Origin of the sequence: Streptomyces sp. NPDC056231, from assembly GCF_048270745.1 — a bacterium.
Taxonomy (GTDB): Bacteria; Actinomycetota; Actinomycetes; order Streptomycetales; family Streptomycetaceae; genus Streptomyces.
Genome location: NZ_JBLVKW010000076.1, coordinates 26,008 through 37,495, shown reverse-complemented (window position 1 = coordinate 37,495; position 11,488 = coordinate 26,008). Strand labels below are relative to the sequence as shown.

Below are 11,488 nucleotides of genomic sequence, written 5' to 3'. Positions count from 1 at the left end.
TGGGCGCCCTGAACGTTCTACGGGCCGGGCTGGTCCGTCGCGAAGCCCAACCGGCATAGCGAGAAGCCCCCTCGTTTACGAGGGGGAGGAGTCACTGTGACAAGGGCCGAGGGTCACCCCCGGCGCAGATCCTTGACCCGGCGGATTTTGCCGACCGAGCGCTCCAGGGACTCCGGCTCGACCACGCACACCTCGACGCTGACGCCCACCCCGTCCTTCACGCCCTTGGCGATCGTCTTGACAGCCGCCTCGCGCTGCTCCGGGCCGGCGCCGGGACGGGCCTCGACGTGGACCGTCATGTGATCCATGCGGCCGCGCTGCGTCAGCTCGATCTGGAAGTGCGGGGCGACATCGGGCACGCGCAGCACGATCTCCTCGATCTGGCTCGGGAAGACGTTCACACCCCGCAGGATGATCATGTCGTCGCTGCGGCCGGTGATCTTCTCGATACGGCGGAAGGCGGGCCGTGCGGTGCCGGGCAGCAGGCGCGTGAGGTCGCGCGTGCGGTAGCGGATGATCGGCAGGGCTTCCTTGGTGAGCGAGGTGAAGACCAGCTCGCCGCTGTCCCCCTGGGGCATGACGGCGTCCGTGAACGGATCGACGATCTCGGGGTAGAAGTGGTCCTCCCAGACGTGCAGTCCGTCCTTGGTCTCCACGCACTCCTGCGCCACACCCGGGCCCATGACCTCGGACAGGCCGTAGATGTCGACGGCGTGGATGTCCATGCGCTCCTCGATCTCGCGGCGCATCGCCTCCGTCCACGGCTCGGCGCCGAAAATCCCGATCTTCAGGGAGCTGGTCCGCGGGTCCACGCCCTGCCGCTCGAACTCGTCGAGCAGTGTCAGCATGTAGGAGGGCGTGACCATGATGATCTCGGGCTTGAAGTCCTGGATGATCTGCACCTGGCGCGCGGTCATGCCGCCCGAGGCGGGGATCACGGTGCACCCGGCCCGCTCGGCGCCGTAGTGCGCGCCGAGGCCGCCGGTGAACAGGCCGTAGCCGTACGAGACGTGGACCTTGTGGCCCGGACGGCCGCCCGCGGCGCGTATGGAGCGGGCGACGACGTCGGCCCACCTCGACAGATCGTTCTCGGTGTAGCCGACCACGGTGGGGCGGCCGGTGGTGCCGCTTGAAGCGTGGATGCGCCGTACCTCGGACATGGGGACGGCGAACATGCCGAAGGGATAGGTGTCGCGCAGATCGGCCTTGGTGGTGAAGGGGAATCGGGCCAAGTCGTCGAGGGAGCGGCAGTCATCGGGCTTCACGCCGGCCGCGTCGAACTTCTTGCGGTACAGCTCGACGTTGTCGTAGGCGTGTCGCAGAGTCGCCTGGAGGCGTTCGAGCTGCAGCTGCCGGAGCTGCTCGCGTGTCATGCGCTCGGCGCTGTCCAGCAGCTCGTCCGGGAGGGGCTCTCCCAGGCGGGGCCCCTGGTCCGCCGGGGCCATCAGTTCGCTGCTCATTGCGACTCCTTCGTCTTCGTGCTTCCAATGCTGCGGCTGCGCCCGCGGAACTCCGCGATCACCTCGCCCGCCGCTGTCCCGCCACTGCCCTCAGCGGCCCGCGCTTCGCCCGGACCGCTCTGGATGCGCCGGACGGTCACGTCGTAGATCCCGCTGCGGCCGAACCGGGTGCGCTCGCAGGCCGTCGCTTCGAGGACGTCGCCCTCGTGGGCCGGGGCGATGAAGACGATGTCGGCCGCGGCCGCGACGGTCACGGGTCCGTGACTGTTGCAGGCGCAGGCGAAGGCGGTGTCGGCGAACAGGAAGAGATAACCGCCGTGGGCGGTCCCGTGCCCGTTGACCATCGCCGGCGTCACGGTCATGCGCAGCACGGCGGTCCCCTCACCATGCTGCACCAACTCGATGCCGAGATTCCGGGAAGCCTGGTCCGCGGCGAACATCGTCTCCACCGGACCGAGAGCCACGTCGGTGGCCTGCGTCACGTTTTCCACCACCTTGTGTACCGACCGAACATTCGGTTAGCGTCGAAGTCGCCAAGTAATCAAGCATCACCACTGCCTGTCAAGAGGTGGACCGCATGCCCCGCAACACTCCCGAGCCCGTTGACTTCTTCGCTCGCCATCGTGAGCTGCTCGAAAAGGCCGTCGCCGCTACCGCCAGCCGGGACCATTGGACGCCGTATCCGGAGTCGCCCAGCAAGTCGGTGTACGGCGAGGAGGCCGCGAAGCTCGGCGAGGCCGCCTTCCGGAATCAGCTGGGCAAGCCGTTCGAGCTGCCCGGACACCCCGGCGACGGGACCGTACAGGCCACCGAGACTTCCCCCTACGGCTTCGCGCTCGGGATCAGCTACCCCCGCGTCGCCCCGGAGGCGGCGGTGGCCGCCGCCAAGGCGGCCACCGGCCCCTGGCGCGAGGCGGGACCCGATGTGCGCGCGGGAGTCGCCGTCGAGATCCTGGCCCGGCTGAACGCCGCCAGTTTCGAGAACGCACACGCCGTGCAGCACACCACCGGCCAGGCCTTCGTGATGGCGTTCCAGGCGGGCGGCCCGCACGCGCAGGACCGCGGCCTGGAGGCCGTCGCCTACGCGTGGGCCGAGCAGAAGCGGCACCCGGAGTCGGCCCGCTGGACCAAGCCCCAGCGCAAGGGCGCTGCGCTGGCGATGGACAAGAAGTTCACGCCGGTCGGACGCGGTGTCTCGTTGCTGATCGCCTGCAACACCTTTCCGACGTGGAACAGCTACCCGGGGCTGTTCGCCAGCCTGGTCACCGGCAACCCGGTCGTGATCAAGCCACATCCGGGCGCCGTGCTGCCGCTGGCGCTCACCGTGCGCACGGCCCGCGAGGTCCTGGTCGAGGCAGGCTTCGACCCCAATCTCGTCGTCCTCGCCGCCGAGGGGCTGGGCGAGCGGACCGCGGGCTTCCTCGCACTCCACCCGGACGTCCGCATCATCGACTTCACCGGCTCCACCGAGTTCGGCGACTGGCTGGAGACGAACGCGCGTCAGGCCGCCGTGTACACGGAGAAGGCGGGCCTCAACACGGTCGTCCTCGACTCCACCGACGACTACCGCGGGCTGCTGGGCAATCTGGCGTTCTCGCTGTCCCTGTACAGCGGGCAGATGTGCACCACCCCGCAGAACCTGCTGATCCCCCGCGAGGGCATCGCCACCGACCAGGGGGTCAAGACGGCCGACGCGTTCGCCGCGGATCTGGGCGCCGCGCTGGACAAGCTGCTCGGCGACTCGGACAGGGCGGCCGGCACGCTCGGCGCCCTCGTCAACGACGGCGTGCGCGAGCGTCTGGAGAAGGCCTCGGCACTGGGCAGCACCGTCCACCCCTCGCAGCCGGTCGAGCACCCCGAATACCCGGCGGCCACCGTTCGTACGCCGCTGGTCGCGCGCCTCGATGCGAGGGCGGACGACGAGACGTACACCCGAGAGTGGTTCGGACCCGTCTCCTTCGTCATCGCCACCGACTCCACCGAGCACAGCCTGCGGATCTTCCGTGAGACGGTGCGCGCCCACGGCGCGCTCACCGCCGCCGTGCACTCCACGAGCGAAGAGGTCCTGGCCGCGGCCGAGTCGGCGGCCCTGGACGCGGGAGTGCACCTGTCGGAGAACCTCACGGGCGGCGTCTTCGTCAACCAGTCCGCAGCGTTCAGCGACTTCCACGGCAGCGCCGCCAACCCCGCGGCCAGCGCCACCCTGTCCGATCCCGCATTCGTCACGGGCCGCTTTGCGACGCTGCAGTCGCGCCGCCCCGTCACAGTCCAGGAGGGCACCCATGCCTGACGAGGTCTACCTGATCGACGGGGCCCGCACCCCGCAGGGCCGCTACGGCGGTGCCCTGGCCTCCGTACGCCCCGACGATCTGGCGGCGCTGGTGGTCGGTGAGGCTGTCCGCCGCGCCGCGATCCCGGCCGAGGCCGTGGACGAGGTCATTCTCGGCGCGGCGAACCAGGCCGGTGAGGACAACCGCGACGTGGCGCGCATGGCCGTGCTCCTTGCCGGACTCCCGCACACCGTGCCCGGCTACACGGTCAACCGGCTGTGCGCCTCGGGCCTGACCGCGGTCGCCTCGGCGGCCCAGGCGATCCGGTCCGGCGACGCCGAACTGGTCGTGGCGGGCGGTGTGGAGTCCATGACCCGGGCCCCGTGGGTCATGGAGAAGCCGGGCACCCCCTGGTCCAAGCCGGGCGAACTGCACGACACGTCTCTGGGCTGGCGCTTCACCAACCCGCGCTTCGCCGCCGCCGATCGCGCGGTGCCCGCCGGGGCAGGGCCGGAGACGGTGAAGGTGACCCTGCCGATGGGTGAGACGGCCGAGGAGGTCGCCGCGCTCGACGGCATCACCCGCGCCGAGTCCGACGCCTTCGCGCTGCGCAGCCACCGGCGCGCCGTCGCAGCGCAGGAGGCCGGACACTTCGACCGCGAGATCGTTCCGGTCCCGGTGAAGGACGGTCTCATGGAGCGCGACGAGGGGCCACGTCCGTCCACGACGCTGGAGAAGCTGGGCTCCCTGCGCACGATCTTCCGCAAGGACGGCATCGTCACCGCGGGCTCCTCCTCGCCGCTGTCCGACGGGGCCGCGGCCCTGGTGGTGGCGAGCGCGGCGGCCGTCGAGCGGTACGGGCTCACCCCGCGCGCCCGGGTCGTCACCTCCGCGTCCGCAGGTGTCCAGCCTCACATCATGGGCCTCGGGCCGGTTCCCGCCACGGAGAAGGCACTCGCCCGCGCCGGCTGGCAGACCGCCGATCTGGACGCCATCGAGCTCAACGAGGCCTTCGCCGCGCAGGCGCTGGCCGTCATACGCCGTCTCAAGCTCGACGAGGACAAGGTCAACGCCGACGGCGGCGCCATTGCGCTCGGCCATCCGCTGGGCTGCTCGGGCGCCCGCATCCTCCTCACGCTGCTGGGCCGCCTGGAGCGCGAGGACGCTCGCCGGGGCCTGGCCACGCTGTGCGTGGGCGTGGGGCAGGGCATGGCGATGCTGGTGGAGCGAGTGTGAGCGGGACAACGCACGAGACGCTTCTCGTCGAGGAGCGCGAGGACCGGGTTGTGGTCACCCTGCACCGCCCTGAGGCGCGCAACGCCATCAGCGGGCTGATGATCCGAGAGCTGCACACGGTCTGTGACCTGCTGGAACGCGATCCGAAGCTGCTGTTGCTCACCGGCCACGGCGGAGTCTTCGCGGGCGGCGCCGACATCGCGGAGCTGCTGCGGCGCGGCCGGGAGGAAGCGCTGCAGGGGATCAACAGCCGTCTGTTCGAGCGGGTGCGCAGACTGCCCATGCCGACGGTGGCCGCCGTCGACGGCTGGGCCTTGGGCGGCGGCGCCGAGCTGTCGTACGCCTGCGACATCCGCATCGCGGGGCCCGACGCCGTCTTCGGTAATCCGGAGCCGGGGCTCGGCATACTCGCGGCGGCCGGCGCCTGCTGGCGGCTGCCGGAGCTGGTGGGCGAGTCCGTCGCCAAGCAGGTGCTGCTCGCCGGGCGGAATCTGGACGCTCAGGCGGCCCTGGCCGCAGGGCTCGTCATCGACGTGGTGCCCGCGGAGAAGCTGCTGGACGAGGCGCACGCGCTGCTCGACCGTATGGCGCGTTCCTCGGCCGTTGCGCTGCGCCTGACGAAGCTCGTGGTCGATGCGCCGGGCGCGCACCCGGTCGCCGACGACCTGGCGCAGGCCGTGCTCTTCGAAGGCCAGGACAAGCAGGACCGTATGACGCGCTTCTTGGAGAAGAAGAACAGGAGCAAGGCATGAGCAGTCCGACCGTACCCACCGTTGTGGGCGTGATCGGCGGCGGCCGGATGGGGGCCGGTATCGCGCAGTCGTTCGCGGCGATCGGCTCTTCCGTGACCGTCGTGGAGGGCGGCGCGGAGGCCTCGGCCGCCGCCCTGGAACGGATCGCCGCCGGGCTGCAGCGGGCCGCCGAGCGCGGCAAGCTCGCCGAGCCCGCCGAACAGGTGCTCGCTCGGGTCACGACCGTGGAATCGGTCGACGGGCTGCCTTCCGGCACCGAGCTGGTCGTCGAGGCCGTTCCGGAGAACGCCGCCCTCAAGGCCCGGCTGCTCGCCGCGGCCGAACAGGCGGTGGACAAGTCGACCGTGCTGGCCACCAACACGAGCTCCCTCTCGGTCACCGAACTGGCTTCGGCGCTGAGGGAGCCGGGCCGCTTCCTCGGCATGCACTTCTTCAACCCCGTGCCCGCCTCCGAGCTCGTCGAGATCGTCGTCGCACCGGATACCTCGCCCGAGGTCGTGCGGGCCGCCCTGGGCTGGACCCATGCGCTCGGCAAGAAGGACGTCGTCGTCAAGGACTCCCCGGGCTTCGCCAGCAGCCGCCTCGGCCTGGCACTCGGCCTGGAGGCGATCCGCATGGTCGAGGAGGGGGTCGCGGAGGCGGAGGCGATCGACGACGCGATGAGCCTCGGCTACAAGCACCCGATGGGTCCGCTGCGCCTCACCGACCTGGTCGGACTCGATGTCCGCCTGGCCATCGCCGAGTACCTGCACGCGACGCTCGGGGAGCGCTTCGCCCCGCCGCAGCTGCTGCGCGACAAGGTCGCCCGGGGCGAACTGGGCCGCAAGTCGGGGCAGGGGTTCTACACATGGCAGTGACCGCAACGGGAGCGGCCGAATCCGAGGGGGCCGGGCCCAGTGTCGGCTACACCCTCGACGGCGGCGTCGCGGTCATCGAGCTGCGCAGGCCCTCCGCGGGCAACGCGCTCGATGCGTCGCTGCGGTTCGAGCTGCTGGCCGCCGTGCGCCGGGTGCTGAGCGACGGGGATTTCGTCCGCTCGGTGCTGCTGACCGCCCAGGGCAGGAATTTCTGCGTCGGGCAGGACCTCAAGGAGCACGCCGAGGCCCTGGAGACCAGGCCGGCATCGGCGTTCGCCGTGGTGCGCGCCGAGTACAACCCGCTGGTCGAAGCGCTCCATGCGCTGCCCCAGCCGGTGGTCGTGGGGGTCGAGGGCGCGTGCGTCGGGGCGGGGCTCGGGCTCGCGCTCTGCGCCGACCTGCGGGTGGCCTCGGCCGGCGCACGCTTCTCGACCGCGTTCACCGGGATCGGACTGGCCGCGGACAGCGGGCTGAGCCTGTCGCTGTCCCAGGCGGTCGGCCCCTCGCGCGCCGCCGCCCTGATGCTGCTCGGAGACCGTTTCGACGCCGAGGGCGCGCAGCGGTGGGGGCTGGTGCACCGGGTCGTGCCGGACGGTCAGGCCGCGGCGGAAGGGCTGTCGCTGGCGCGGCGGCTGGCGGCCGGGCCCACCGCGGCGTACGGCGAGGTCAAGGCACTGCTGCGGGCCGCGGCGGCCGGGGCCGATCTCGGCGCCGTATTGGAGAGTGAGGCGGCAGCGCAGGAGCGCCTCGGTGCCACGCGGGACCACAGCGCCGCGGTGCGGTCGTTCCTCGCCAAGGAGAAGCCTTCCTTCGAGGGCCGCTGAGCGTTGCGGCGGCCGTCGGCACCGACGGCCGCCAGTCGGTTCATTGATCCCGGCCCGGGGGTTGCTGGAGCTGGGAAAATTCGTCAGACTATGTACCGAACGAATGGTCGGTAGGGAAGCTGGTATCGATGACCACGTCACACGGCGCAGCGCCGGGCGGCTGCGGGGAGCCTGAGCTCCAGGAGCGGTTCGACGCGACGATTGCGAGGGACCAGCGGGTCGAGCCCCGGGACTGGATGCCCGAGGGCTACCGCAAGACGCTGATCCGGCAGATCGCGCAACACGCCCACTCGGAGATCATCGGCATGCAGCCCGAGGGTGAATGGATCACTCGGGCCCCGTCGCTGCGACGCAAGGCCATCCTCTTCGCGAAGGTCCAGGACGAGGCCGGACACGGCCTGTACCTGTACTCGGCGGCCGAGACCCTGGGTGCCGACCGCGCGGACCTCACCGAGCGCCTGATCGAGGGTCGCCAGAAATACTCGTCGATCTTCAACTACCCGACGCCGACCTTCGCCGACGTCGGTGTGATCGGGTGGTTCGTGGACGGCGCGGCGATCTGCAACCAGGTGCCGCTGTGCCGCAGTTCCTACGGTCCGTACGCCCGCTCGATGGTGCGGATCTGCAAGGAGGAGTCCTTCCACCAGCGTCAGGGCTACGAGCTGCTGATGACGATGATGCGGGGCACAGACGCCCAGCGCGAGATGGTGCAGGACGCGGTGGACCGCTGGTGGTGGCCGTCCCTGATGATGTTCGGCCCGCCCGACGGCAATTCCCCCAACTCCGCCGCCTCGATGGCCTGGAAGATCAAGCGGCACAGCAATGACGAGCTGCGCCAGCGCTTCGTCGACATGACCGTCCCGCAGGCCGCCAAGCTGGGCGTGACCCTGCCCGACCCCGAGCTGCGCTGGAACGAGGAGCGCGGCCACCACGACTTCGGCGCCCCCGACTGGTCCGAGCTCCAGCGCGTGATCACCGGTGACGGGCCCTGCAACCAGGAGCGCGTCGCGCGGCGGCGGGCCGCCCACGAGGAAGGCGCCTGGGTGCGCGAGGCGGCCTCCGCCCACGCGGCCAAGCGGGCAGCCAGGCAAGCCCGGAACATTCAGGAAGGAACGGTGGCATGAGCAACACCGAAGGCACGAAGGACAGCTGGCCGCTCTACGAGGTGTTCATCCGCGGCAAGCGCGGCCTGAACCACGTCCACGTCGGCTCGCTGCACGCCGCCGACGACGCCATGGCACTCAGCCATGCCCGCGACCTGTACACCCGGCGCAACGAGGGCGTGAGCATATGGGCGGTGCGCTCGGAGGACATAGCCGCCTCCACGCGCGACGAGAAGGACCCCTTCTTCAAGCCCAGTGCCGACAAGGTCTACCGCCACCCCACCTTCTACGACATCCCCGACGATGTCCCGCACATCTAGGAGCAGGACGGCATGAGCGACGTCACTGACGACCACGTCTACCTGTCCCTGGGCGAGGAGCACGGGGGCTCGGACGCCCGCTGGGCCTTCGGTACCGGTTTCGAGGACCCGCTGCACGGCATCGACACGACCGTGCCCGCCGCGGTCGACCCCGCCGAGCTGGCCGCCTGCTGCCTGGCCCTCGGGGACGACGCCCTGGTCGGGGCCCAGCGCCTGGCCCAGTGGTGCACCCGCGCCCCCGAGCTGGAGGAGGAGGTGGCCCTGGCCAATATCGGCCTCGATCTGCTCGGCCAGGCACGCCTGTTGTACGCGCGGGCCGGCCAGGTGGACGGCACCGGCCGGGGCGAGGACGCGTACGCCTACTCCCGTGACGCGGAGGAGTTCCGCAATGTCCGGCTCGCCGAACTCCCCAACGGGGACTTCGCGTTCTCCATCACCCGGCTGCTGGTCATGTCCAGCTGGCGCCTGGCCGTCTTCGAGCGGCTCGCGGCCACCGCGCAGGACCCGGTCCTGAAGGCCATCGCCGCCAAGGGGGTCAACGAACTCGCGTACCACCGCCAGTTCGCGGCCGACTGGACGCTGCGGCTGGGGGACGGCACGGAGGAGTCCCTCCGGCGGATGCGGCAGGCGCTCGCCGATGTCGCCCCGTACCTGGGTGAACTCTTCACGCACCGGCCGGACTTCGACGTCGAGCCCGCGCAGGTGAGGGAGGAGACGACGGCGGTGCTCCAGCGGGTCCTCGACGCCGCCGGGCTGCGCCTGCCGGAGGCCGGGTCCCTGCCCGGACAGGGCAGGGAAGGCGACCACACCGAGCACCTGGCCCCGCTGCTAGCCGAGTTGCAGAGCGTGGCCCGCGCCCACCCGGACGCGACATGGTGACCGCCCTGGACGAGCACCGGGCCCGGTGCGTGGCCGAGCAGGTCCCGGACCCGGAGCTGCCCATGCTCACCCTGGCCGATCTCGGCATCCTGCGCGCGGTCGAAGTGCGACCGGACGGCACGGTCGTCGCGGGACTGACGCCCACCTACTCGGGCTGTCCCGCCATGGCGGAGATGCGCGCCGACGTCGCCGCGCGGCTCCGGGCGGCCGGCTTCGCGCAGGTGGAGATTCGCACCGTTCTCGATCCGCCGTGGACGACGGACTGGATCACCGCCGAGGGCCGCCGCAAGCTCGCCGAGGCCGGCATCGCGCCCCCCGGTACCGCGCTGCGCCGGAACGGCGGGCCCGTGCCGCTGGAGCTGTCGGTCACGCGCCGCGCGGTGGCGTGCCCCCGCTGCGGGTCTTCGGACACCGAGGAGACGTCCCGCTTCGCCGCCACCTCCTGCAAGGCGCTGTGGCGCTGCCGCAGCTGTCTTGAGCCGTTCGAGTACGTCAAGGAGATCTGATGGCCCCGACCACCACGACGGACACCCCCGCGTCCGCCGCCCCCGCGCGCACGCGCCGCCGCCCGGCGTTCCACCCGCTGCGGGTCGCCGCGGTGCAGCCGCTGTGCGAGGACGCGGCCGCCATCAGCTTCGACATACCCGATGACCTGGCGGAGGAGTTCGCCTACCGGCCCGGCCAGTCGCTCACGCTGCGCCGCGAGATCGACGGACGCGACGAGCGACGCTCGTACTCCATCTGCTCTCCCGTCGGCGCCCGCCCCCGCATCGGCGTGCGGGTCGTGCCCGGCGGACTCTTCTCCTCCTGGCTGGTCAAAGACGTACGCCCGGGGGACACGATCGAGGTGATGGCACCCACCGGCGCCTTCACCCCCGACCTCACCGAACCGGGCCACCACGTTCTGATCGCGGCCGGCTCCGGCATCACCCCGATGCTGTCCATAGCCGAGTCGGTCCTGGCCGCGGACCCCCGCTCCCGGGTCACGCTCTTCTATGGCAACCGCCGCACCGACACGGTGATGTTCGCCGACGAACTCGCGGAGCTGAAGGACCTCTACCGCACCCGCTTCCAGCTCGGGCACGTCCTGTCCCGTGAACCGCGCGAGGCCGAACTGCTCTCGGGGCGCCTGGATGCCGAGCGCCTTGCCGCGCTCATCGACGGGCTCGTCGATGTCCGTGGCGCGGACCACTGGTGGCTGTGCGGTCCGCACGGCATGGTCCGGGACGCGCAGAAGCTCCTCGGGAACCTTGGTGTCCCCGTGGACCGCGTGCACCAGGAACTGTTCTTCGCCGATGACGAGCCGATCCGCACCGTCCGCCACGAGGACGCCGCAGCCGACGGCCCAGTCAGCCAGGTCACCATCACGCTCGACGGCCGCTCCACCACGTCCCCGCTCTCCCGTGAGACGACGATCCTGGACGGAGCAGCGCGGGTACGCCCCGACATGCCCTTCGCCTGCAAGGGCGGCGTGTGCGGCACCTGCCGTGCTCTGGTCACCGACGGCGAAGCCGACATGCGCCGCAACTACGCGCTCGAACCTTCCGAGGTCGACGCCGGCTACGTACTCACCTGCCAGACGTTCGCCGTGTCCGACACCCTGACCGTCGACTTCGACAGCTGAAAGAGCGTCTTGTCCCGGCAGTCGCGGTCGGTTCCTGTGTCACGTGTCGCGCCAGTTCTTCGGGGTGGGTGCCCGGGCCGCGCCCCCCGGTACCCCCCCCCGGGGGGGCCGGCCGGGCGGCGGGACACGCACCGTGGCTGCGGCGCGCGCGGTCAAGCTGGCC

The 11,488-nt window shown here is 71.2% G+C and carries 12 protein-coding genes; 10 read left to right on the top strand and 2 right to left on the bottom strand.

The window, feature by feature from the left end; all coding sequences use genetic code 11:
* Window positions 1–113: 113 nt before the first annotated feature.
* A complete protein-coding gene (gene paaK / locus ACNPQM_RS35835; protein ID WP_358860592.1) occupies window positions 114–1,460 on the bottom strand; it encodes a phenylacetate--CoA ligase PaaK in 1,347 nt (448 codons plus the stop codon).
* A complete protein-coding gene (gene paaI, locus ACNPQM_RS35830) occupies window positions 1,457–1,942 on the bottom strand; it encodes a hydroxyphenylacetyl-CoA thioesterase PaaI (RefSeq protein ID WP_418087234.1) in 486 nt (161 codons plus the stop codon). Before paaI ends, paaK begins: the two co-directional genes overlap by 4 nt.
* 95 nt (window positions 1,943–2,037) lie before the next feature.
* Here paaI and paaN point away from each other — a divergent pair, with 95 nt between their 5' ends.
* The 10 genes from paaN (at window position 2,038) to paaE (ending at window position 11,325) form a co-directional block, all read left to right on the top strand.
* A complete protein-coding gene (gene paaN / locus ACNPQM_RS35825) occupies window positions 2,038–3,750 on the top strand; it encodes a phenylacetic acid degradation protein PaaN (RefSeq protein ID WP_418087233.1) in 1,713 nt (570 codons plus the stop codon).
* On the top strand, window positions 3,743–4,966 hold the full coding sequence (locus tag ACNPQM_RS35820) for a thiolase family protein (RefSeq protein WP_418087232.1): 1,224 nt from the start codon (window positions 3,743–3,745) through the stop codon (window positions 4,964–4,966). Before paaN ends, ACNPQM_RS35820 begins: the two co-directional genes overlap by 8 nt.
* Window positions 4,963–5,718, top strand: coding sequence for an enoyl-CoA hydratase/isomerase family protein (locus ACNPQM_RS35815; protein WP_418087231.1), 756 nt, complete (start codon window positions 4,963–4,965; stop codon window positions 5,716–5,718). Before ACNPQM_RS35820 ends, ACNPQM_RS35815 begins: the two co-directional genes overlap by 4 nt.
* Window positions 5,715–6,575: a 3-hydroxyacyl-CoA dehydrogenase family protein gene (locus ACNPQM_RS35810; protein WP_358860597.1), complete on the top strand. Its 861-nt coding sequence runs from the start codon at window positions 5,715–5,717 to the stop codon at window positions 6,573–6,575. Before ACNPQM_RS35815 ends, ACNPQM_RS35810 begins: the two co-directional genes overlap by 4 nt.
* Window positions 6,566–7,399: an enoyl-CoA hydratase/isomerase family protein gene (locus ACNPQM_RS35805; RefSeq protein ID WP_418087230.1), complete on the top strand. Its 834-nt coding sequence runs from the start codon at window positions 6,566–6,568 to the stop codon at window positions 7,397–7,399. Before ACNPQM_RS35810 ends, ACNPQM_RS35805 begins: the two co-directional genes overlap by 10 nt.
* Window positions 7,400–7,527: 128 nt before the next feature.
* Window positions 7,528–8,523: a 1,2-phenylacetyl-CoA epoxidase subunit PaaA gene (gene paaA, locus ACNPQM_RS35800; RefSeq protein WP_358860599.1), complete on the top strand. Its 996-nt coding sequence runs from the start codon at window positions 7,528–7,530 to the stop codon at window positions 8,521–8,523.
* On the top strand, window positions 8,520–8,822 hold the full coding sequence (gene paaB / locus ACNPQM_RS35795) for a 1,2-phenylacetyl-CoA epoxidase subunit PaaB (protein WP_358860600.1): 303 nt from the start codon (window positions 8,520–8,522) through the stop codon (window positions 8,820–8,822). The genes paaA and paaB overlap by 4 nt, the downstream gene beginning before the upstream one ends.
* 12 nt (window positions 8,823–8,834) lie before the next feature.
* Window positions 8,835–9,701, top strand: a complete 867-nt coding sequence (gene paaC / locus ACNPQM_RS35790) for a 1,2-phenylacetyl-CoA epoxidase subunit PaaC (protein WP_418087229.1) — start codon at window positions 8,835–8,837, stop codon at window positions 9,699–9,701.
* The gene (gene paaD / locus ACNPQM_RS35785) at window positions 9,695–10,207 is read left to right on the top strand and encodes a 1,2-phenylacetyl-CoA epoxidase subunit PaaD (protein WP_358860602.1); all 513 of its coding nucleotides are present in this window, start codon (window positions 9,695–9,697) and stop codon (window positions 10,205–10,207) included. Before paaC ends, paaD begins: the two co-directional genes overlap by 7 nt.
* A complete protein-coding gene (gene paaE / locus ACNPQM_RS35780; RefSeq protein ID WP_418087228.1) occupies window positions 10,207–11,325 on the top strand; it encodes a 1,2-phenylacetyl-CoA epoxidase subunit PaaE in 1,119 nt (372 codons plus the stop codon). The genes paaD and paaE overlap by 1 nt, the downstream gene beginning before the upstream one ends.
* Window positions 11,326–11,488 lie beyond the last annotated feature (163 nt).

What these genes read in the sequence shown, in the direction of transcription:
- paaK (WP_358860592.1), bottom strand. Translation starts at nt 1,460, where the DNA reads ATGAGCAGCGAACTGATGGCCCCGGCGGACCAGGGGCCCCGCCTGGGA.
- paaN (WP_418087233.1), top strand. Translation starts at nt 2,038, where the DNA reads ATGCCCCGCAACACTCCCGAGCCCGTTGACTTCTTCGCTCGCCATCGT.
- ACNPQM_RS35820 (WP_418087232.1), top strand. Translation starts at nt 3,743, where the DNA reads ATGCCTGACGAGGTCTACCTGATCGACGGGGCCCGCACCCCGCAGGGC.
- ACNPQM_RS35810 (WP_358860597.1), top strand. Translation starts at nt 5,715, where the DNA reads ATGAGCAGTCCGACCGTACCCACCGTTGTGGGCGTGATCGGCGGCGGC.
- ACNPQM_RS35805 (WP_418087230.1), top strand. Translation starts at nt 6,566, where the DNA reads ATGGCAGTGACCGCAACGGGAGCGGCCGAATCCGAGGGGGCCGGGCCC.
- paaA (WP_358860599.1), top strand. Translation starts at nt 7,528, where the DNA reads ATGACCACGTCACACGGCGCAGCGCCGGGCGGCTGCGGGGAGCCTGAG.
- paaB (WP_358860600.1), top strand. Translation starts at nt 8,520, where the DNA reads ATGAGCAACACCGAAGGCACGAAGGACAGCTGGCCGCTCTACGAGGTG.
- paaC (WP_418087229.1), top strand. Translation starts at nt 8,835, where the DNA reads ATGAGCGACGTCACTGACGACCACGTCTACCTGTCCCTGGGCGAGGAG.
- paaD (WP_358860602.1), top strand. Translation starts at nt 9,695, where the DNA reads ATGGTGACCGCCCTGGACGAGCACCGGGCCCGGTGCGTGGCCGAGCAG.
- paaE (WP_418087228.1), top strand. Translation starts at nt 10,207, where the DNA reads ATGGCCCCGACCACCACGACGGACACCCCCGCGTCCGCCGCCCCCGCG.